The sequence below is a fragment of the Zoogloea dura genome, from assembly GCF_012927165.1.
GTDB lineage: Bacteria > Pseudomonadota > Gammaproteobacteria > Burkholderiales > Rhodocyclaceae > Zoogloea > Zoogloea dura.
On record NZ_JABBGA010000004.1, the window covers coordinates 125,286 to 145,366 of the forward strand.

Sequence of the window (20,081 nt, forward strand, 5' to 3'; positions counted from 1 at the left end):
GTTTAGCAGAAGCGGTGGAGACGCTCGAAGGCCGCCTCCAGGGTCTCTTCCCGCTTGGCGAAGCAGAAGCGGATCACCCGCTCGTCCCGCCCCTCGCCAAAGAAGGCCGACAGGGGGATGGCCGCCACCCCGACCTCGCGGGTCAGCCAATCCACAAAGGCCGTGTCGGCCAGGTCGGCGATGGCCCCATAGCGGGCGGTCTGGAAGTAGGTGCCGGCGCAGGGCAGCAGTTCAAAGCGGGTCCCCGCCAGCCCGGCCCGGAAAAAGTCGCGCTTGGCCTGGTAGAAGGCGGCCAGCCCGAGATGACGGGAGGCATCCTGCATGTAGTCGGCCAGGGCCAGCTGCACCGGGGTGTTCACGGTGAACACATTGAACTGGTGCACCTTGCGGAACTCGGCCATCAGCTCGCCTGGCGCCAGCACGTAGCCCACCTTCCAGCCCGTCACGTGGTAGGTCTTGCCGAAGCTGGAGACGATCACGCTGCGTGCCGCCAGCTCGGGGTGCAGGGCCACGCTCTCGTGGCGCACCCCGTCGAAGGCAATGTGTTCATACACCTCGTCCGACACCACGACGATGCCCGTGCCGCGGGTCAGCGCCGCCAGCTCGGCCATGTCGGCCGGCCCCCATACCGTGCCGGTGGGGTTGTGGGGCGTGTTGATCATGATCATGCGCGTGCGGGGGCTCACCAGGGCCCGCACCGCCGCCCAGTCGGGGCGATAGTCGGGCGCCCGCAGGGCCACCCGGCGCACCACGCCGCCCTGCAGCTGGATGGCCGGCACGTAGGAGTCATACACCGGCTCGAAGACGATCACCTCGTCACCCGCATGCACCAGCGCAGCGATCGCCGTGAACAAGGCCTGGGTGGCCCCCGCGGTCACGGTGATCTCCTGTTCGGGGTCGTAGGCGGCGCCGTACAGTGCAGCCACCTTGGCCGCAATCGCTTCGCGCAGCGGCATCACCCCGGCCATCGGTGCATATTGGTTGAGGCCCGCCCGCATCCAGTGGGCTACCCGTTCAAACAGCGCATCCTCCGCGGTGAAATCCGGAAAGCCCTGGGACAGGTTGATGGCGCCACACTCCTGGGCCAGCCGTGACATGGTGGTGAAGATGGTGGTGCCGACATCGGGCAGGCGCGACACCAGGGGTGCGGGAAAACGGGGCATGGGCATACTCTCCTGAACAGGCGCGGAATTCTGGCAGAACCATGAGGCCCGGGCCAGCCGGGCAATTACCTGCACCGGGCGAAGGCGGCCCGATACAATCGGCGCGAAATCCACCGAGGAAAACCCGTGTCCGAACCCTGTCCGACCTTGCGCCGGGATGGCGATGAAGTCGTCATTCTCGACCAGACCCGCCTCCCCCACGAAGAAAGCTACGTCCGCCTCCACGATCTGGCCAGCGCCGCCGCCGCCATCCGCGACATGCAGGTGCGCGGCGCGCCCCTGATCGGCGCCACCGCAGCCTATGGCGTGGCCCTCGCCCTGCGCCACACAGCGACCGACGAAGCGCTGCAGCAGGCCCTCGATGTGCTGCGCGCCACCCGCCCCACCGCCGTCAACCTGCACTGGGCCCTCGACCGCATGCGGGCGGCCCTCCAGCCCCTGCCCCCCTCGTCGCGCGGTGCCGCGGCGTGGGCCGAGGCCGAGGCCATCCGGCGTGACGATGCGGCAACCAATGCACGCATCGGCAGCCACGGCCTGGCCGCCTTCCGGACCCTGGCCACACCCAACGGGCGTCCGCTCCAATTCATGACCCACTGCAACGCCGGCTGGCTGGCCACCTGCGGGCATGGCACCGCCCTCGCCCCCATCTACGCCGCCCACGCCGCCGGCCTGAAGGTTCACGTCTGGGTCAGCGAGACCCGCCCGCGCAACCAGGGCCTGCTCACCGCCTGGGAACTGACCCGCGCCGGCGTCCCCCATACCCTCATCGCCGACAACGCCGCCGGCTGGCTGATGGCAGCGGGCCGGGTGGATGCGGTCATCGTCGGGGCCGACCGCATCGCCGCCAATGGCGACACCGCGAACAAGGTGGGCACCTACCTCAAGGCCCTCGCCGCGCGTGCCCACGGGCTGCCCTTCTACGTGGCCGCACCACGCTCCACCATCGACTTCGCCTGCCCCGACGGCGCCGGCATCCCCATCGAAGAACGCTCCGGCGACGAGTTCCGCCTCATCCACGGGGTCGGCGAAGACGGCCGCGCGCAGCGTACCCGCATCGCCGGCGAAGGTGCCGCAATATGCAATCCGGCCTTCGACGTCACGCCGGCGGAACTGGTCACTGGCATAATCTGTGAATTCGGCATCCTGCCCCCCGACGCCCTGGCGTCCCTCCAGAATCACTGAAATCCCGAACGGAGGCCTCCGATGAACGAGAACGTGCTTCGTGCCGGCTTGCTGGCCACGGCTCAGGCCATGGCCAGCAACGGTCTCAATGCCGGAACGGCCGGCAATGCCAGCGTCCGCAGCAACTCGGGCTTCCTGATCACACCGAGCGGCCGCAGCTACGAAGACTGTGGCCCCGAGGACATGAGCCTGATGGCCATGGACGGCAGCTGGCAGGGGCCCTTCGCCCCGTCCAGCGAATGGCGGATCCACCGGGACATCCTGGCCGCCCGCCCCGAAGCCGGCGCCGTGCTGCATGCCCACTCGCCCTTCGCCACGGCCCTGGCCTGCCTGCGCCGCAACATCCCGGCCTTCCATTACATGATCGCCCGCTTCGGCGGCAGGGACATCCGCTGTGCGCCGTATGCCACCTTCGGCACCCAGGCCCTGTCGGACGGCGCACTGGAAGCCCTCGAGGGGCGCAGTGCCTGCCTGCTGGCCAACCACGGCATGCTGGTGTTCGGCACCGATCTGCGCCGTACCCTGGCCCTCGCCATCGAGTTCGAGACCCTCTGCGAACAATACTGGCGTGCCTGCCAACTCGGCACGCCGACCATCCTGTCCACCTCCGAGATGGACGAGGTCATCGAGCGCTTCAAATCCTACGGACGCCCGCAGCCAGCGGCTGCCCCCGGGGCCTCCGACACCGCAGCACCGACCGGCCAGGACTGACCCCGCCCCATGACACCTACGGCCGCTGCCCGCCGCCCCCCCCTGGCCCGCAGCCTCCTCCGCAGCCTGTCAGCCACCTTCATTCTCTGCCTGCTGGCCTTCGGCAGCGCCGTTCATTTCCTCATTGTTGCCCCCGCCACCCAGGCCCTGGCGCGGGTCCAGCTCGATCTGGCCACCGCCCAGATCCGCGCCGAGGCCGAGCAGGATCTGCGCCGCATCGAAACCCAGTTGCGCAGCGCCCGTGCCCTGGGTGAATCCGGCCGCCTGCGCTTCGACGATGCCGCCGGCTTCAACGCCCTGATTACGCCGCTGCTGGCCGGCGACGACAAGATCACGGCCATCCACCTGATGGATCCGGAAGGGCGGGAGCTGTCGCTCCAGCGCGACCCCGAAGGCTGGCGCAACCGGGTCTTCGCCACCCTGCCGCGCGACAGGAGCGGCCGCAGCCTGCGCTGGAACGGCAGCCTGACCCTGCTCGACGAACAGCCCCTCGACAACGCGGACGACCTGACCCGGCGCCCCTGGTTCGCCCCCTCCCGCAGCCCCCGGAGCGGGGACGACCTCAGCTGGACAGCTCCCTATCGCCCCCCCGGCAGCGGCGACGGCACCCTCACCGTGAGCACCCGCTGGACCTTGCCGGACGGCCGCCTGCGCGTCCTGGCCTTCGACATCCTCCTCTTCGACCTGTCACGCCTCACCGTCGACACGCCGGTCGGCGAGCGGGGCGGCAGCGCCATCCTGACCGATGGCGGAGACGTTATCGGCGTCCCCCGCTACCCCCGCTTCGCCAACCGCAACGAGCTCAGGGAGGCCGTGCTGCAGCCGGTCGCCGCCCTCGAAGTGGACTTCCTGAGCCGCGGCTACACGCGCTGGACGGACACCGGGCGCAAGGACTCCACCCCCTTGTCCTACAGCAACGAGGGCGAAACCTGGCTCGCCCAGTTCGCCCCCCTCCAGGTGGGCGGCCAGCGTTGGTGGGTGGCCGCCTTCGCCCGCGAGGCAGACTTCATCCCGGCCCGCCTGCGCGAGATTGGCCCGGTGCTGGCATTGATGATCCTGCTCAGCGGCGCGATCGCCTTCCTGCTGGTCCGGCGCATCGCCAGGCGCATCGAGCACGCGCTCGCCACCCTGGTGGCACGCAGCGAACGGATCGGCCAGCTGGATCTCAGTCCGCCGCCGCCCTTCGCGCCGCCGTGGCAGGAATTCGCAGAGCTCGCAGACACCCAGGAGCACATGCGCCACCACCTCCGGCAGGCAGGCGACGCCCTCCTCCGCAGCAAGGCCGAGCTGGAAGAAAAGGTCGCCGAACGCACCCACCAGCTGGACGAAAAGGGCCAGGCCCTGTCCGATCAGCTGCTGTTCATCGAGGTGCTCATCGACGCCCTGCCCAACCCGGTCTTCTATAAAGACCCGGAAGCACGCTTCCTGGGCTGCAACACCGCTTACGAACAGGCCTTCGGCACGACCCGCGGCTTCCTGCGCGGCAAGACGGTGCTCGACCTGCCCTACCTGCCCTCCGCCGACCGCATCGCCTACCACGACGAGGACCGGCGCCTGATCGCCGCGGCCGGCACCTCGCACAAGGAAGTGCCTCTCCCCTACGCCGACGGCCAGGTCCACGACACCCTCTACTGGGTGCGCGGATTCCGGCTGGCCAACGGCGCGCCTGGCGGCCTCCTCGGCGCGATCGTGGACATCTCCGACCAGAAGCGCGCCGAACGGAGCGCCCGGGCCGCCGAGGAGCGCAGCCGGCAGATGCTCGAATCCAGCCCCATCGCGGTGGTCATCAACCGCATCGACGGCGCCCCCCTGTTCGCCAACACCCGGGCCCTCGTGCTGGCCGGCATCGACATGGACGGCTTCATGAAGCGGCCGGTGACCGCCTGGTTCCGCGACCCCTGCACCGCCGAGAAGGCCTTGTCGCGACTGAAGAACGGGCAGCCGGTGCGCGACATGGAGGTGGAGTTCCAGAACGCCGCCGGGCAACCGTTCTGGACCCTGATGACGATGGAGCAGATCGAGGTTGGCGGGCTGCCCGCCCTGATCAGCTGGAGCTACGACATCACCGCCCGCAAGCTGGCCGAGCGCGAACTGCGCAAGCTGTCGCTGGCCGTCGAGCAAAGCCCCTCGATGCTGGTCATCACCACCCCGAGCGGCGCCATCCAGTACGCCAACCCCCGCTACTGCCAGGTGTCGGGCTACACCGCCCGAGACCTCAACGGCATCCTGCCCGAGCTGGTGGACCAGGATGGCCGCCCCCTCGAGTTCCTCGCCGAGCAGTGGCAGGCCCTGCGCCAGGACGGCGTGTGGCGGCGTGAATGCCAACTCCGCAAGGCCAGCGGCGAGCGCCTGTGGGTCGGCATCTCGGTCAGCGGGCTGGTGGAGGATAACGGCGAGATCACTCACTGCGTCTGGGTCATCGAAGACCTGGCCCTGTACCGCCAGGCAGTGGAAACCCTGAGGGAGGCCAAGCGCCTGGCCGAAGAGGCCGCCGAGTCCAAGGCCCGCTTCCTGGCCAACATGAGCCACGAGATCCGCACCCCGATGAACGCCATCATCGGCCTGGCCAGCCTGTGCCTCGACACCAACCTGCAGGCCCAGCAGCGCGACTACCTGACCAAGATCCACGGAGCCGGCACCTCCTTGCTGGGGGTGATCAACGATGTGCTCGACTTTTCCAAGATCGAAGCCGGCAAGCTGCGCCTGGAACGCACCGCCTTCATCCTCGACCAGGTCCTCGACAACGTCCTCACCTACGTCGCCCAGCGGGCCCAGGAAAAAGGCCTGGAGCTGATCCTGCAGGTTGCGCCGGACGTCCCCCAGAACCTGCTCGGTGACCCCCTGCGGCTGGGCCAGGTGCTCACCAACCTGCTCGGCAACGCCGTCAAGTTCACCGAAAGGGGCGAAGTCCAGCTGCAGGTCCGCCTGGTGCATGGCAACAGCCAGCACGCCGACCTGCGCTTCGAAGTCATCGACACCGGGATCGGGATCGATGGCGAACAGATCAGCCGCCTGTTCGAGGCCTTCTCCCAGGCCGACAGCTCCATGACCCGCCGCTTCGGCGGCACCGGCCTGGGCCTCTCCATCTCCCGCCACCTGGTGGAACTGATGGGCGGCCGGCTCGAGGTGCGGAGTGTTCCCGGCGAAGGCAGCTGCTTCGGCTTCGAGGCCGGCTTCGAAGTGGCCCAGCACGCCGTCCCCCGCGCCATGCCCGGCCTGCTCGAGGGGCTGCGGGTGCTGGTGGTGGACGACCACCCGGTGGCACGCGAAGTCCTGCTGCGGCAACTGCGCAACTTCCCCTTCCGCTCCGAAACCGTGGCCTCCGCCGCCGAGGCCCTGGCCGCCGTACGCCGCGCCGACAGCGGCGACCGCTTCGGGCTGGTCCTGATGGACCTGCGGATGCCCGAGCAGGACGGCATCGAGGCCACCCGCCGGATCAAGCAGGACCGCAGCCTGGCATCGCCCCCCTCGGTGATCCTGCTCACCGCCTATGGCGACGAGCGCAGCGCCGGCGAGGCCGCCGACGCCGGCGCCGATGGCTTCCTGCACAAGCCGGCCACCGCCTCCACCCTGCTGGACGCCATCATCGGCACCTTCGGCCTGGACGCCGCCCCCCAGCCCCACCGGCTGCAAGCCAGCGACGCCCTGGCCGGGCTCAATATCCTGGTGGTCGAGGACAACGACATCAACCAGCAGATCGCCCGCGGCCTGCTCGAGCGCCTGGGCGCCCGGGTCAGCGTGGCCGGCAACGGCCGGCTCGCCCTCGAGGCCCTGCAGGAGGCCGAAACGGGCACTTTCGACGTCGTGCTGATGGACCTGCAGATGCCGGAAATGGACGGTTTCGAAGCCACCCAGCGGATCCGTGCCGATGTGCGCCTCAACGACATGCCCATCATCGCCATGACCGCCCACGCCATGGCCGAGGAGCGCAAGCGCTGCCTCGACGCCGGCATGGACGACCACGTGGCCAAACCCATCGTGATCGAAAGGCTGGTGGAGGCCATCCTCAAGCAGATCCGCCCGGCCAGGCCCCAGGCCGTGCCTGCACCCCGACCGCCCGCCCCGTCGGCGGCCCGCCACGGCCTGCCCGAGCTGCCCGGGCTCAAGGTGGACGCGGCGCTGCGCCGGGTGGGCGACGACCCGGCCCTCTACCTGGGCATGCTCCGCCACTTCATCGCCACCCAGGGCGACTGCGCCGAACGCATCGGCGTCGCCCTCGAGCACGGCTTCACCGAGGATGCCGAGCGCCTCGCCCACACAGTGCGCGGCTCGGCCGCCAACCTGGGGGCCAGCGCCATCCAGGAGGCCGCCGGAGAACTGGAGGACGCCCTGCGCCACGGCACCGATCCCGGCCGGGCACGCGGCGCGCTGGCCATCGAGCTGGCCGCCCTGCGCGCCCTGCTGAACAAGTCCGCCCCCGCGGAAGCCCCGGCCGCCGACGGCCCGGAGGTTGATGCAAGCGCTCTGGATGCCTCCATCAAAGCCCTGATCCAGCTTCTCGAGAGCGCCGACGGCGACGCCCCCGGGCATTTCCGGCAGATCCGGAACGCCCTCGGCCGTCGCATCGGCACCGAGCGCACTGGCGAGATGGCCGAAGCCCTGCAACACTACGACTATGACCGAGCCTTGGCCTGCCTGCGGGCACTCTGAACCCTCCCGGGCTGCGTACCGGGCCGGGCTCCCACGCCGTCCAGGAGATCCCGCATGAACCTGCCGGGCACCCCGCAGCCTCCCCTGATCCTGGTCGTTGACGATGCCCCGGATTCCATCGAGCCGATCGTGCAGTGCCTGCAGCGCGCCGGCTTCCGAACCCGCATCGCCACCAACGGGGAGCGTGCCCTGGCCCTCGCCGCCAGCCCGCCCCTGCCCGACCTGATCCTGCTCGACATCACCATGCCGGACCGCAACGGTTATGAAGTGTGCCGGGAGCTGATGAACGACCCGCTCACCGCCAGCATCCCGGTGATCTTCCTGACCATCCGCAACGAGGAGGTCGACGAGCAGCTGGGCTTCGACGCCGGTGCGGTGGATTACATCACCAAGCCGATCAGCCCGCCCCTCGTGCTGACCCGCATCCGCAATCACCTGACCCTGAAAGCTGCCAGCGATTTCCTGCGCGACCGCAACGCCTACCTGGAGCAGGAGGTGCTTCGCCGCGTGCGCGAACTGGCCCTGATCCAGGACGCCACCATCGTGGCCATGGCCTCGCTGGCCGAGACCCGCGACAACGAAACCGGCAACCACATCCGGCGGACCCAGATGTACGTCCGCAGCCTGGCCCGCCACCTGCAGTCGCATCCGCGCTTCGCGGGCCAGCTGAGCGACGCCGACATCGAGCTGATCTACAAGTCGGCCCCCCTCCACGACATCGGCAAGGTCGGCATTCCCGACCGTATCCTGCTCAAGCCCGGGCGCCTCACCCCCGAGGAGTTCGAGATCATGAAGACGCACACCACCCTCGGCCGGGACGCCATCAGCAAGGCCGAATCCCTGTTCGGCATGGGTGGCAGCTTCCTGCGCTTTGCCAAGGAAATCGCCTACTCCCACCAGGAAAAATGGAACGGCTCAGGCTACCCCCTGGGCCTGTCCGGTGACCGCATCCCCCTGTCGGCGCGCCTGATGGCGGTGGCGGATGTGTACGACGCCCTGATCAGCCCGCGGGTCTACAAGCCGGCTTTCTCCCACGAGCAGGCGGTCGACGAACTGCGGGCCGGGCGTGGCAGCCATTTCGATCCCGACATCCTCGATGCCTTCCTGGCCCTGCAGGACGAGTTCCGCAGCATCGCCCAGCGTTTCGCCGACAGCCCCGACGGGCTTGCCCCCTCCGCAGCCTGAGGCTGCTGCAGTTCAATGTCCTGGGCCCGCCCCGGCCGCTCAAGAATCCTGCCTCCCGACCGTTAAAAGTCGGCCGAACGAGGTCCGCCACGGCGAACCTCTCCCAGCAGGAGACACGATGCCCCACAGCCCGTCACCATCCCGGGTGATCGATTTATTCCGCCGCTTCGGGCTGGCGGCGCTGGTGTTCGTGCTCGCCAGCTTTCTCACGCTGGACAACTACCGCTCCTCGGTCGAAGAAGAGCGGGAGCTCACCCATAGCCGCTTCCAGTCTGCGGCCCGCCTGCATGTGGCACAGGTGCGCGAGCAGGTGCGCAATCTGCTGAGCCACGCCGAGACCGTGCAGCGCCATGTCTCCTCGTCGCCGTCCAGCACGGACAGCAGCTTCCCCCACGTGACCGCCCCCTTTCTCGCCCGTCACCCGGAGATCCTGCAGGCGGGGGTGGTCCGCCTGGAGAGCGGCGGCAGTGGCAGCGCGCCGGTGGTACTGGCCCGCAGCCGCCCCGCCGCGATCCCGTCCGGGCAGCCGGCGCAGGCCGGCGAGCCCTCCGACAGCGCCTGGCTGGGCCGCCTGCAGGCTCACGCCACACAGGCAGGGCCGGACCGCCTGCTGGCCACCCCGCCCTACGCCCTCGACGCCCCAGCCGGCAGCAAGCGCAACGCCGTGCTGCTGATCGGCGAAGTCGGACGGCAGGACAGGCACGGAGAGGCCCGGCGCGAGTTCATCTTCCTGGAGATTTCGATCGATCGCATGCTGCGGGAAGCCCTGCAGCCGGTAGAGGAAGGCGACGCCGCCGGGCAGCGCCTTGAGCTCGAACTCCTGGATGCCACCGATGAGCCCCAGATCCTGTACTTGGGAGCCGACTTCCGCCTCGGCGAGGTGTCCTACGCCGACTCGCTCGATGTGGCCAACCGGCGCTGGCTCATCATCGCCACCCCGGAGGCCTTCCGCTTTTCCCTGATGCCCAGCCAGGATGCGGGCGCCCGCCTGTTCTCCGGCCTCTCGATGGGCATCCTGGCGGCCTTCGTGCTGTATGTCCTGCAGACCCGGGCCGACTCGATCCGCCACCAGGTGAAGGAGAAGACCCTGGCCCTGGCCGACGCTAACGAAGCGCTCGGTCAGTACGTCAAGGCCCTCGGCGAAACCAACCGGCTGCTTGAGACGGAGGTCGAGAAGCACGCCCGCGCCGAAGCCCTGCTGAGGGAGACCACCTCCTTGCAGCGCGCCATCCTCGACTGCGCCGAATACGCCATTGTGTATACCGACGCCGCCGGCATTATCCGGGTCCTCAACCCGGCGGCCGAGAGGCTCTTCGGCCACCGCGCCGGCGACCTGATCGGGGTCGAGACCCCGCTGGTCTTCCACACCGCCGAGGACATCGCCCGGTGGACCCTGGCCCACAAGTCGAACGGCTTCGCTGCGCTGGCGGAAGAATCCGCCAGCGGCCACCTCGAGCCCCGCGAGATCACCCTGCGCCGCCAGGATGGCAGCACCTTCCCGGCCAATATCGCGATTTCCGTGGTACGCGACGGCCAGCGCCAGATCCGCGGCTACCTGGGCATCATCGCCGACGTGACCCAGCGCCACGCGGCGGAGAGCCAGATCCGCCACCTGGCCCACTACGACAACCTCACCTCCCTGCCCAACCGCACCCTGCTCAACAAGCACCTCACCGAGAGCATCGCGGAGGCGCGCAGCCGCCACCGCGGCGTGGCGGTGCTATTCACCGACCTCGACCGCTTCAAGTTCGTCAATGACACCCTCGGCCACCAGGCCGGCGACCAGCTGCTGCTGTCGGTCGCCCAGCGCCTGCGCGGCTGTGTGCGGGATGGCGATATGGTGGCGCGCACCGGCGGCGACGAATTCGTGGTGGTGCTGGGCAGCCTGGAGGAAGGCTATATGCCCGAGGACGTGGCGGAGCGCATCCTCGGCAGCCTGGCCCGCCCCTTCGAGCTGTGCAGCCAGCAGATCACCGTCACCCCCAGCATCGGCATCGCCCTCTACCCCACCGACGGCAACGATGGCGAAGCCCTCATCAAGAATGCCGACGCGGCCATGTACCTGGCCAAGGAGCGCGGGCGCAACAACTTCCAGTTCTTCGACCACGGCCTGTCGGCCCGCTACTCGGAACGCCTGGAGCTCGAGAACCGCCTGCGCCACGCCCTCGATGAGAAGCAGCTGGAGCTGTTCTACCAGCCCCAGGTGGACACCCTGTCCGGTGAGCTGATCGGCATGGAGGCGCTGATCCGCTGGCGCCAGCCGGATGGCAGCATGGTGCCGCCCGACAAGTTCATCCCGATCGCCGAGGAAAGCGGCCTGATCGTGCCCATCGGCGCGTGGGTCCTGCAGGAAGCCTGCCGGCAGGTCCAGTCCTGGCTGCGCGAGGGGATCTGCCGCGTCCCGGTCGGTGTCAATCTGTCCGCCCGCCAGTTCGACGACGCCGGCCTGCTGGACACCATCAAGTCGGCCCTCAGCAGCGTCAATCTGCCGCCCGCCTACCTGGACCTGGAGCTCACCGAGAGCCTGGTGATGCGCAACCCCGAGCACACCCGCAGCATCCTCGCCGAATGCAAGAAGATCGGCCTGCAGCTGTCGGTGGACGATTTCGGCACCGGCTATTCCAGCCTCGCCAACCTCAAGCGCTTCCCGATCGACCGGCTCAAGATCGACCGTTCCTTCATCAAGGACATCGTCACCGAGGCCGACGATGCGGCCATCGCCCAGACCATCGTTGCGATGGCCCACACCCTGCGCCTGGAAGTGATCGCCGAAGGGGTGGAGACCGAGGCCCAGCTGGCCCTGCTGCGCCGCTGGCGCTGCGATGCCTACCAGGGTTACCTGTGCAGCCGCCCCCTCTGCGCCGCCGACATGACCCAGATGCTGCGCAGCCTGCGCGCCTCGCGCATGGTGTCGCTGGCGCCGATCTAGGCTAGAAGCGCTCCGACGGCGGCCGCGCTTCGCCGTCCTTGCCGGCGCCCCCCTTGCCCAGGCCCTCGCCAAGACGACCGAGGAGACGGGCCAGGTCCACCTGACCATGCCGGTCAAAGTCGAAACCACCGAGCTTGCCGGTCACCAGGCGGCCGCGGATGCGGTAATCGGCCTTGTCGCGCCCCTTGCCCACCTCGCCGAGCAGTCGCAGCCAGCCGTTCAGGCCGGTCGCCACCGTCACGTCCATGGTCGCCTCACCCAGGCGCGGGACCACCAGGGGCCGGTTGCTGACCCCCTTGGCAAAGGGCTTGCCGTTGAGGTCCAGGTCGAAATTCAGCCCCTCGAGCGGAATGTCCACATTGTTGGGGTTGGTGATGCGCAGAGTCAGCACGAAGCGCTGCTCGATCAGATTGCCATCCAGCAGGCGGATGCCGGCAATCGAGACATCCGGCTTCTCGAGCCCGAAAGGCAGGCCGGCGCAGCCCGCCAGAAGGAGCACCCCGCCACCGGCAACAAGACGGCGGATAAAGGAACGACGAACAGGCAGGGTCATGACATCACCTGGGCGTTGAAACAGGCTCAAGCACCCGGAGCAGGCTGGCCGTATCGTCGCGGCCGCCCCCCAGGGCCATCAGGGCATTGAGTTGCTGCCAGGTCTGGGCCACCACCGGCAGGGGCGCGCCAAGCTGGCGGGCCTCTTCCATCAGGATGGCAAAGTCCTTGTGATGCAGACGCGCCTGGATGCCCGCCACGAAATCCCGCGCAGCCATGCGCCCTCCCATCACATCGAGCACACGCGACGCCGCAGAGCCGCCCATCAGGGCCTCCCGCAGCTTGTGCAGGTCAACACCATGCGCACCGGCCAGACGCATCGCCTCGGCGCAGGCCTGGATGGCATTGACCATGATCATCTGGTTGCACGCCTTGGCCACCTGCCCCGCGCCCGCCGGGCCGATATGCACGATGGTCTTGCCGAGGCAGGCCAGCAGCGGGCGCACCCGCTCCAGCACCTCGGACGCCCCGCCGGCCATGATGGCCAGGGTGGCGTCACGGGCGCCGATCTCGCCGCCCGACACCGGCGCATCCAGCCAGCCGATACCCTTTTCGGCATAGCGGGCTGCCACCCGGCGGGCGGTGCCCGGGGCGATGGTGCTCATGTCCACATGGATGGCGCCCGGCGCAAACCCAGCGAGCAGGCCGTCCGGCGCGAGGGCCAGTTGCTCCACATCGGCGCTGGCTGTCACCACCGAGATGACCACCTCACAGCAGGCTGCCAGCTCGGCCGGCGTGGCGCAGGCCCGGGCCCCGGCCTCGATCAGCGGCACCATGCTGTCCGCACGGCGCGCCCAGACCGCCAGCTCGTGGCCGGCCACCAGCAAGTGGCCCGCCATCGGGCGTCCCATGACGCCCAACCCCACGAAACCGACCTTCACTTCATTCTCCCGACAGGCTTTCCAGCAGCTTCAGCGCAGCCACCGAATCATCCTCACCCATCCCGCTGCCCACCATGGCGTTGAACAACTGGGCCGTGGCGGCGCTGCTAGGCAACATCAGGCCCAGGCGATGGGCTTCCTGCATGACGATGTTCATGTCCTTCTGGTGCATCCAGGCCTTGAAGCCGGGCTTGAAATTGCGGTCCAGCATGCGCTGGCCGTGGTTCTCGAGGATGCGGCTGTAGGCGAAGCCGCCCAGCAGCGCCTCGCGCACCTTGCCTGCGTCCACCCCGCTCTTGCGGGCAAAGTTGAAGGCTTCCGCCACCGCCAGCACCCCCACCCCGGTGAGGATCTGGTTGCAGGCCTTGGCCACCTGGCCGGCCCCGGAGGCACCGATCAGGGTCGCGGCCTTGCCCATGCAGGCAAACAGCGGACGCGCCGTTTCGAACGCCGCCCCGTCACCGCCGACCATGATGGTCAGGCCACCGTTGATCGCCCCCACCTCGCCGCCGGATACCGGTGCATCGAGCATCACCACGCTCCACTCCGCCAGGCGCGCCGCGATGGACTGGGCCGCAGAAGGCGCAATGGTGCTCATGTCCACGTAGATGAGGCCCGGTCGCGCGCCCTCGGCCACGCCGCCGGCGCCCAGGGCGACCTGCTCCACGTCGGCTGCATCGGCCACCATGGAGAACACCACGTCACAGGCCGCAGCCACCTCGGCAGCGCTCGCCGCGCCCTTGGCGCCCGCCTCGAGCAGCGGCGCCATGGATTCGGCGCGGCGCGCCCACACGGTGAGATCGAAACCACCCTTGAGAAGATTGAGGGCCATGGGGCGCCCCATGATGCCGAGACCGATGAAACCGACTTTCATGTCCTGTCCTTGTTGCCGGGAAAAACCCCGAGCCTAGCCGCCGCCGGACGCCAGCGCAATCCGCGCAGCCCCCCGGCCCCTTCGACCCTCAGCCTCCATGGCTGACCCGGTAGATCACGCCGGCCAGATCGTCACTGATCAGCAGGGCTCCATCGGGCATCACCAGCACATCGGCGGGCCGGCCGAGGACCCGTTCCCGTCCCAGCGCATCGACCTGCAGCCAGCCGTCCACAAAGACCGTCTGTTGCGCCTGCCTGCCGGCGGCGTCGACCTCGACCCGCACCACCCGGTAGCCGGACTTGCGGCTGCGGTTCCAGGAACCATGCTCGGCAATGAAGATGTTGTTGCGGTAGGCCGCCGGAAACATGCTGCCGGTGTAGAAACGCATCCCCAGCGCCGCCACGTGGGCTCCCAGGCGGGCCACCGGCGGCACAAAGGCCTCACAGCGCTGCTTGCGTCCAAAGTCCGGATCCGGCAGGTCGCCCTGGTGGCAATAGGGATAGCCGAAATGCTCGCCCGGCCGGGCGACGCGGTTGAGCTCGTCGGAGGGCAGGTCGTCCCCCAGCATGTCGCGGCCGTTGTCGGTGAACCACAGCCGGCCATCCGCCGGATGCCAGTCGAAGCCCACCGTATTGCGCACGCCACGCGCCACCACCTCGACCGCCGAGCCGTCCGGCCGCATGCGCTGGATGTTGGCGTAGCGCTCCGGGTCCGGCTCGCAGATGTTGCAGGGTGCGCCCACAGGAACATACAGCCAGCCATCCGGCCCGAAGGCGATGAACTTCCAGCCGTGGTGGCGCTCCGTGGGGAAGCTCCCGCTCACCACCCGCGGTGGCGGCGGATCGGCGAGGCGGCGGGCGACGTCGTCCAGCGCGACGATCCGCGACACTGCCGACACGAACAGCGAGCCGTTGCGGTAGGCCACGCCGACGGGCTGCTCAAGGCCGCTTGCCAGCACATGCACACGCGGAGCCCGGACCCCGTCAACCTCGACCCCATACACCTTCCCTTCACTCCGGCTACCCACATAGACCACGCCCTTGCCACCGGCGAAGTCGCCCAGGGCCAGCCCACGGGCGCCGGGCACCTGGTCGGTCAGGACCTCGATGCGAAAGCCCGGCGGCAGCTTGAGGCGCTCCATCGGCGGCGCTCCGGCCGCTGCCGTCCAGGCCGCCACCATCAGGCACAGCCCGGCCCACCAGCGGCCCCGTCCTGCTGTACGACCCCCGATCCGCTCTGCCATTGGAACCTCCGTGCATCATCAACTTGAGGAATGGACACCGATACCCAAAGGCCGTTCGTCCCTGCCGCAATTTGCCTGATGCAGTGCCGCATCCGCTACACTCGAACGTCCGATTACCCGCCATAGCCGTCAACCATGTCCAACGCCTCCCTCTCCTACGCGCCCCTCATCAAGGAGATCGGACGCGGGCCGAAAGGCTCCCGCCCGCTGACCACCGACCAGGCTGAATCCCTGTTTGCCGACATGATGGACGGCGTGGTGCCCGACCTGGAGCTGGGCGCCATCATCCTGTCCATGCGCATCAAGGCCGAATCCCTCGACGAGCTGATCGGCTTCCAGCGCGCCCTCGACGCCCGCACGGCCCACGTCAAGGTCCCGCCCGGCCCCCGCGTGGTGGTGCTGCCCACCTACAATGGCGCCCGCCGCCAGGCCAACCTGATGCCGCTGCTGGCCATGCTGCTGGCCCGTGAAGGGATTCCGGTGCTGATCCAGGGGCGCCATGACTTCGATAGCCGGGTCAGCCCCTTCGAGCTGCTCGCCGCGCTGGACATCCAGCCGGCGGCCGACATCGCGGCGGCCGAAACAGCCCTGGCCGACTCCCGCCTGGCCTGCCTAAACCTCGACAGCCTCGCTCCGGGCCTCGTCCGCCTGCTGGCCCTGCGCCCGCGCCTGGGGGTTCGCAACAGCGCCCACACCCTGGCCAAGCTGCTCGACCCAGCCCCCGGCCACAGCGTGCGGGTGGTCTCGATGACCCATCCGGAGTACCTCGAGCGCATCCACGCCCACCTGGTCGCGCTGGGCGCCGTCGCCATGCTGCTGCGCGGCACCGAAGGCGAGGCCTTTGCCAACCCCCGCCGGCGTCCTCTGCTGGAAGTCTTCTCGGGCAGCCAGGCGCATATTGCCTTTCCTGCCGAGGAAGGCGGCGCACCGCCCATCGAAGGCCTGCCAGACGACCCGGCCATCGCTGCCAACGCAGACCTGATCCGCACCATGCTGGCCGGCGGGCGGCCCATCCCCCAGCCCATCCTCGATCAGGTCGCGGCGCTGCGCGAGCTGAGCCTGATCCCGCGAGACTGATCCGCCCCCGCCGCGCCGCGCCCAATCGTGGTGCGGCGCTTCAAGCACCACGCACCACGAGGAAGCCGCCGGGCCCCGTACTGGTGCATCCCTCCGCTGACATCGCGCCCGATACGGGCGGAAAGTGCCGCCCAGCCTGCATTCAACGCTTGGCACAAACCCTGCTTATCAGTCTCCAAGAGGAGTCGTGATGGCAGAAACCAAATCCACCTGTTGTTACTGCGGCGTAGGCTGCGGTGTCGTAATCGAACATGAGGCCGGCCGCATTACCGGCGTGCGTGGAGACCCGGACCACCCGGCCAACTTTGGCCGCTTGTGTACCAAGGGCTCCACCCTGCACCTGTCGGCCGCACCCGACACCCTGATTGCCCGGGCCCTGTACCCGGCGCTACGTACCGACCGCAATGCCGGCCGCGAACGGGTCAGCTGGGACACCGCGCTGGATACCGCCGCGGAGCGCTTTGCCGCGATCATCGCCGAGCACGGCCCGGACGCCGTGGCGGTGTATGGCGCAGGCCAACTCCTGACCGAGGACTACTACGTCTTCAATAAGCTGGTGAAGGGCCTGATCGGCACCAACAACCTGGATACCAACTCGCGCCTGTGCATGTCCAGCGCAGTGGCCGGCTACAAGCTCAGCCTGGGCGCCGACGCCCCGCCCTGCAGCTACGAGGACATTGCCCACAGCCACGCCCTTTTCATTACCGGCAGCAATACCGCCTTTGCCCACCCGATCGCCTTCCGGCGCATCGAGGATGCCCGCAAGGCCAGGCCCGGCATGAAGCTGGTGGTCGTCGACCCCCGCCGCACCGACACCGCCGAAGCGGCCGACCTGCATCTGCCCCTGCTGCCCGGCACCGACATCGCGCTGTACAACGCGATGCTCCACGTGATGCTGTGGGAAGGCTGGGTGAACCGGGACTACATCGAGGCCCACACGGAAGGCTTCGATGCCGTCAAGAAGGCCGTGCGGGAGTACACCCCGGCCATGGCAGCCACCCTCTGCGGGCTGGAGAAAAAAGCCATCGAGCAGGCCGCGGAGATCTTCGCCACTGCGCCGGCCACGATGTCCATGTATTGCCAGGGGCTCAACCAGTATTCGTTCGGCACCCACAACAACTCGGCGCTGATCAACCTGCACCTGGCCACCGGCCAGATCGGCCGCCCCGGCGCCGGCCCCTTCTCGCTGACCGGCCAGCCCAATGCGATGGGTGGCCGTGAGGTCGGTGGCCTGGCCAACCTGCTGTCCGCCCACCGGGACATGGCCAACCCTGAGCACCGGGCTGAAGTTGCCGCCCTGTGGGGCGTGGACGACGTACCCGCCCAGCCCGGCAAGAGCGCGGTGGAAATGTTCAACGGCCTGCGCAGCGGGGAGATCAAGGCGATCTGGATCGCCTGTACCAACCCGGCCCAGTCCATGCCCGACCAGGCGCTCATCCACGAAGCCCTGGCCAAGGCCGAATTCGTTGTCGTGCAGGAAGCCTTCGGCCATACCGAAACCTGCGCCTACGCCGACCTCCTCCTGCCCGCCACCACCTGGGGAGAAAAGGATGGCACTGTCACCAACTCGGAACGCGCCATCAGTCGCGTCCGGGCCGCCGTGTCCGCGCCGGGCGAAGCCCGCCACGATTGGGCGATCGTGGTGGATTTCGCCCGGCGTCTGGGCATCCACATGGGCAAGGCAGACCTTGCCGCGCGGATGTTCCCCTACACCACGCCGGAGTCCATCTGGAACGAGCACCGGGAATCCACCCGCAGTCGTGACCTCGACATCACCGGCCTGAGCTACAGCCTTCTCGAGAACGCCGGACCCCAGCAATGGCCCTTCCCGGAAGGAGCCGACGCAGGCAAGGTGCGCCTCTACGAGGACGGAGTCTTCCCGACCCCCAGCGGCAAGGCCCGCTTCGTCCTCACCGAGCACCGCATCACCGCCGAATCGCCCAGCGCCCGTTACCCGCTGCACCTCAATACCGGACGCCTGCGCGACCAGTGGCACGGGATGAGCCGCACCGGCCTGGTGGCCCGCCTGTACAGCCACGAACCGGAACCGATGCTGCACATGCACAAGGACGACATGGAACGCCGCGGCCTGGCCAGCGGTGACCTGGTGCAGGTCAAGAGCAAGCGTGGCGACGTGGTCCTGAAGGTACTCGAGTCCGCCACCCTGCGGCCCGGCCAGACCTTCGTGCCAATGCACTGGGGTGGCAATACCATGGGCGGCCAGGGCGTCAACGTGCTGCTGCCATCAGCCTTCGATCCGTACTCCAAGCAGCCCGAACTCAAGCATGCCGCCGTGCAGGTGGAGAAGTACAAGGCCGGCAAAGCCCTCGTGGCCATGCGCCGCTCGGAGCCCGATGCCAACGGGGAGTTGCATCCCAACCCGCTGGAGCTGATGGACCGCCTGCGTCGCTGGCTGCCGCATTTCCCCTATGCCAGCCTGACCCTGGCCGGCCGCAACGCCCCGGTGGTGGTGCTGAAGGCCCAGGGCGACGAACTGGCACCCCAGTTGATGGAAGCCCTGGACCGGGATCTGGCCCTGGATGACCCGACCAAGGTGCTGTCCTACCAGGACACGCGCCGGGACGTGGCGAAGCGGGCCCTGGTGGAGGGCGACTCACTGGCCGCCGTACGCCTGGCCGGGGAAACCCGGGCGGCCGACTGGCTGGCCGACATGATGGTGCAGGGCCATTCCGCCGCGGCGGTACGCCCCTGGCTTCTCGCCCCGCTGACCCAGCCACCGGCAGGGCAATCCGCACGCGGCAAGGTCATCTGCAACTGCTTTGACGTTGCGGAGGAGGATATCGCCACGGCCTTCCGCAACGGTGAGACGCTTGACGCACTTCAGGCGCGCACCCGCTGCGGGACCAATTGCGGCTCCTGCGTGCCCGAGCTGAAACGGCTGGCCCAGGCCAGCAAGCACTGACAGACCCGGGGGCATACCAGCGAAGGGACGGACACCCACAAAGACAAGGGCTCGGCCTGCGACGAAAGTCGCGAGCCGAGCCCTTGGTCGTCCGGACATACCTGGACGCGACTATTCCCGTGGCACCCGAAAGGAAAATTCCGGGTGCACACGAAAACCTGACATTTCAAATAAGAACGGGCGGACCGCCCGTTGGGATCAGGCCAGCTTGGCGTTGACGAATTCCACCAGTGAACCTACAGAAGCAAACGTCGATCCGTCGATTTCGTCATCACCGACGATGAAACCGAAATGCTCCTCGAGCATGTTGATCAGACCCACCACCGCCATCGAGTCCAGATCCGGCAGGGCTCCCAGCAAAGGGGTATCCAGATCAAACCGGGCGGCGGCGCCACCCAGGCTCAGAACTTCGTCGAGAAGCGACAGCACTTCCTTCTTCGTATCCAAAAGTACACTCCAGCATAACTAGATCAGACGTCGGTCATGGACCGTGCCACTTCAGAAGAAAGGGGCAACGGTGATTATATGCGACATTGGGGAACCGGCTGGGCGACAAATTACCTTGCTTCGATAATACCCGGCAACAACTTTCCCGGCTCCACTCCGAACGCAACCTTTGTTTGCACTCGAGGTTTCAATCAAGGGTAACGCCCCCGGCATCACCCCACCAACAATGACACATACCCAGACTGCAAACTTGACTACAATTTC

Annotated in this window: 13 protein-coding genes; 7 read left to right on the top strand and 6 right to left on the bottom strand. The window is 68.3% G+C overall.

Annotation, left to right across the window (positions count from 1 at the left end):
* Positions 1–2 precede the first annotated feature (2 nt).
* Entirely contained in the window at positions 3–1,163 is a 1,161-nt protein-coding gene (locus HHL15_RS06755; protein ID WP_169145073.1) for a pyridoxal phosphate-dependent aminotransferase, read from the bottom strand.
* A 126-nt stretch (positions 1,164–1,289) separates the two neighbouring features.
* Between HHL15_RS06755 and mtnA the strand changes: the two genes are divergently transcribed.
* The 5 genes from mtnA to HHL15_RS06780 all read left to right on the top strand — a co-directional run bounded on the left by mtnA (position 1,290) and on the right by HHL15_RS06780 (position 11,820).
* Positions 1,290–2,345 (top strand): S-methyl-5-thioribose-1-phosphate isomerase, encoded by a 1,056-nt coding sequence (gene mtnA, locus HHL15_RS06760; RefSeq protein ID WP_169145074.1) that lies wholly within the window; start codon positions 1,290–1,292, stop codon positions 2,343–2,345.
* 21 nt (positions 2,346–2,366) lie between these two features.
* The gene (locus tag HHL15_RS06765) at positions 2,367–3,056 is read left to right on the top strand and encodes a class II aldolase/adducin family protein (protein WP_169145075.1); all 690 of its coding nucleotides are present in this window, start codon (positions 2,367–2,369) and stop codon (positions 3,054–3,056) included.
* Between the two features lie 9 nt (positions 3,057–3,065).
* The gene (locus HHL15_RS06770; protein WP_169145076.1) at positions 3,066–7,706 is read left to right on the top strand and encodes a response regulator; all 4,641 of its coding nucleotides are present in this window, start codon (positions 3,066–3,068) and stop codon (positions 7,704–7,706) included.
* A gap of 54 nt (positions 7,707–7,760) precedes the next feature.
* Positions 7,761–8,891 (top strand): HD-GYP domain-containing protein, encoded by a 1,131-nt coding sequence (locus HHL15_RS06775; RefSeq protein ID WP_169145077.1) that lies wholly within the window; start codon positions 7,761–7,763, stop codon positions 8,889–8,891.
* Positions 8,892–9,009: 118 nt separating this feature from the next.
* Positions 9,010–11,820: a putative bifunctional diguanylate cyclase/phosphodiesterase gene (locus HHL15_RS06780; protein ID WP_169145078.1), complete on the top strand. Its 2,811-nt coding sequence runs from the start codon at positions 9,010–9,012 to the stop codon at positions 11,818–11,820.
* 1 nt (position 11,821) lies between these two features.
* Here the strand turns inward: HHL15_RS06780 and HHL15_RS06785 are convergent, their stop codons facing one another.
* The 4 genes from HHL15_RS06785 to HHL15_RS06800 form a co-directional block, all read right to left on the bottom strand.
* Complete coding sequence (locus HHL15_RS06785) at positions 11,822–12,373, bottom strand: LEA type 2 family protein (protein WP_169145079.1); 552 nt, start codon at positions 12,371–12,373, stop codon at positions 11,822–11,824.
* Between the two features lie 4 nt (positions 12,374–12,377).
* Positions 12,378–13,253 (bottom strand): NAD(P)-dependent oxidoreductase, encoded by an 876-nt coding sequence (locus tag HHL15_RS06790; protein ID WP_169145080.1) that lies wholly within the window; start codon positions 13,251–13,253, stop codon positions 12,378–12,380.
* A 1-nt stretch (position 13,254) separates the two neighbouring features.
* Positions 13,255–14,127, bottom strand: coding sequence for an NAD(P)-dependent oxidoreductase (locus tag HHL15_RS06795; RefSeq protein ID WP_169145081.1), 873 nt, complete (start codon positions 14,125–14,127; stop codon positions 13,255–13,257).
* An 88-nt stretch (positions 14,128–14,215) separates the two neighbouring features.
* The gene (locus HHL15_RS06800) at positions 14,216–15,370 is read right to left on the bottom strand and encodes a PQQ-dependent sugar dehydrogenase (protein ID WP_206198639.1); all 1,155 of its coding nucleotides are present in this window, start codon (positions 15,368–15,370) and stop codon (positions 14,216–14,218) included.
* 135 nt (positions 15,371–15,505) lie between these two features.
* Between HHL15_RS06800 and ybiB the strand changes: the two genes are divergently transcribed.
* Positions 15,506–16,447 (top strand): DNA-binding protein YbiB, encoded by a 942-nt coding sequence (gene ybiB, locus HHL15_RS06805; protein WP_169145082.1) that lies wholly within the window; start codon positions 15,506–15,508, stop codon positions 16,445–16,447.
* Positions 16,448–16,637: 190 nt separating this feature from the next.
* Positions 16,638–19,370, top strand: a complete 2,733-nt coding sequence (locus tag HHL15_RS06810) for a nitrate reductase (RefSeq protein WP_169145083.1) — start codon at positions 16,638–16,640, stop codon at positions 19,368–19,370.
* A 198-nt stretch (positions 19,371–19,568) separates the two neighbouring features.
* On the opposite strand, the gene HHL15_RS06815 is transcribed toward HHL15_RS06810, so the two are convergent.
* Complete coding sequence (locus HHL15_RS06815) at positions 19,569–19,817, bottom strand: acyl carrier protein (protein WP_169145084.1); 249 nt, start codon at positions 19,815–19,817, stop codon at positions 19,569–19,571.
* Positions 19,818–20,081: the final 264 nt, after the last annotated feature.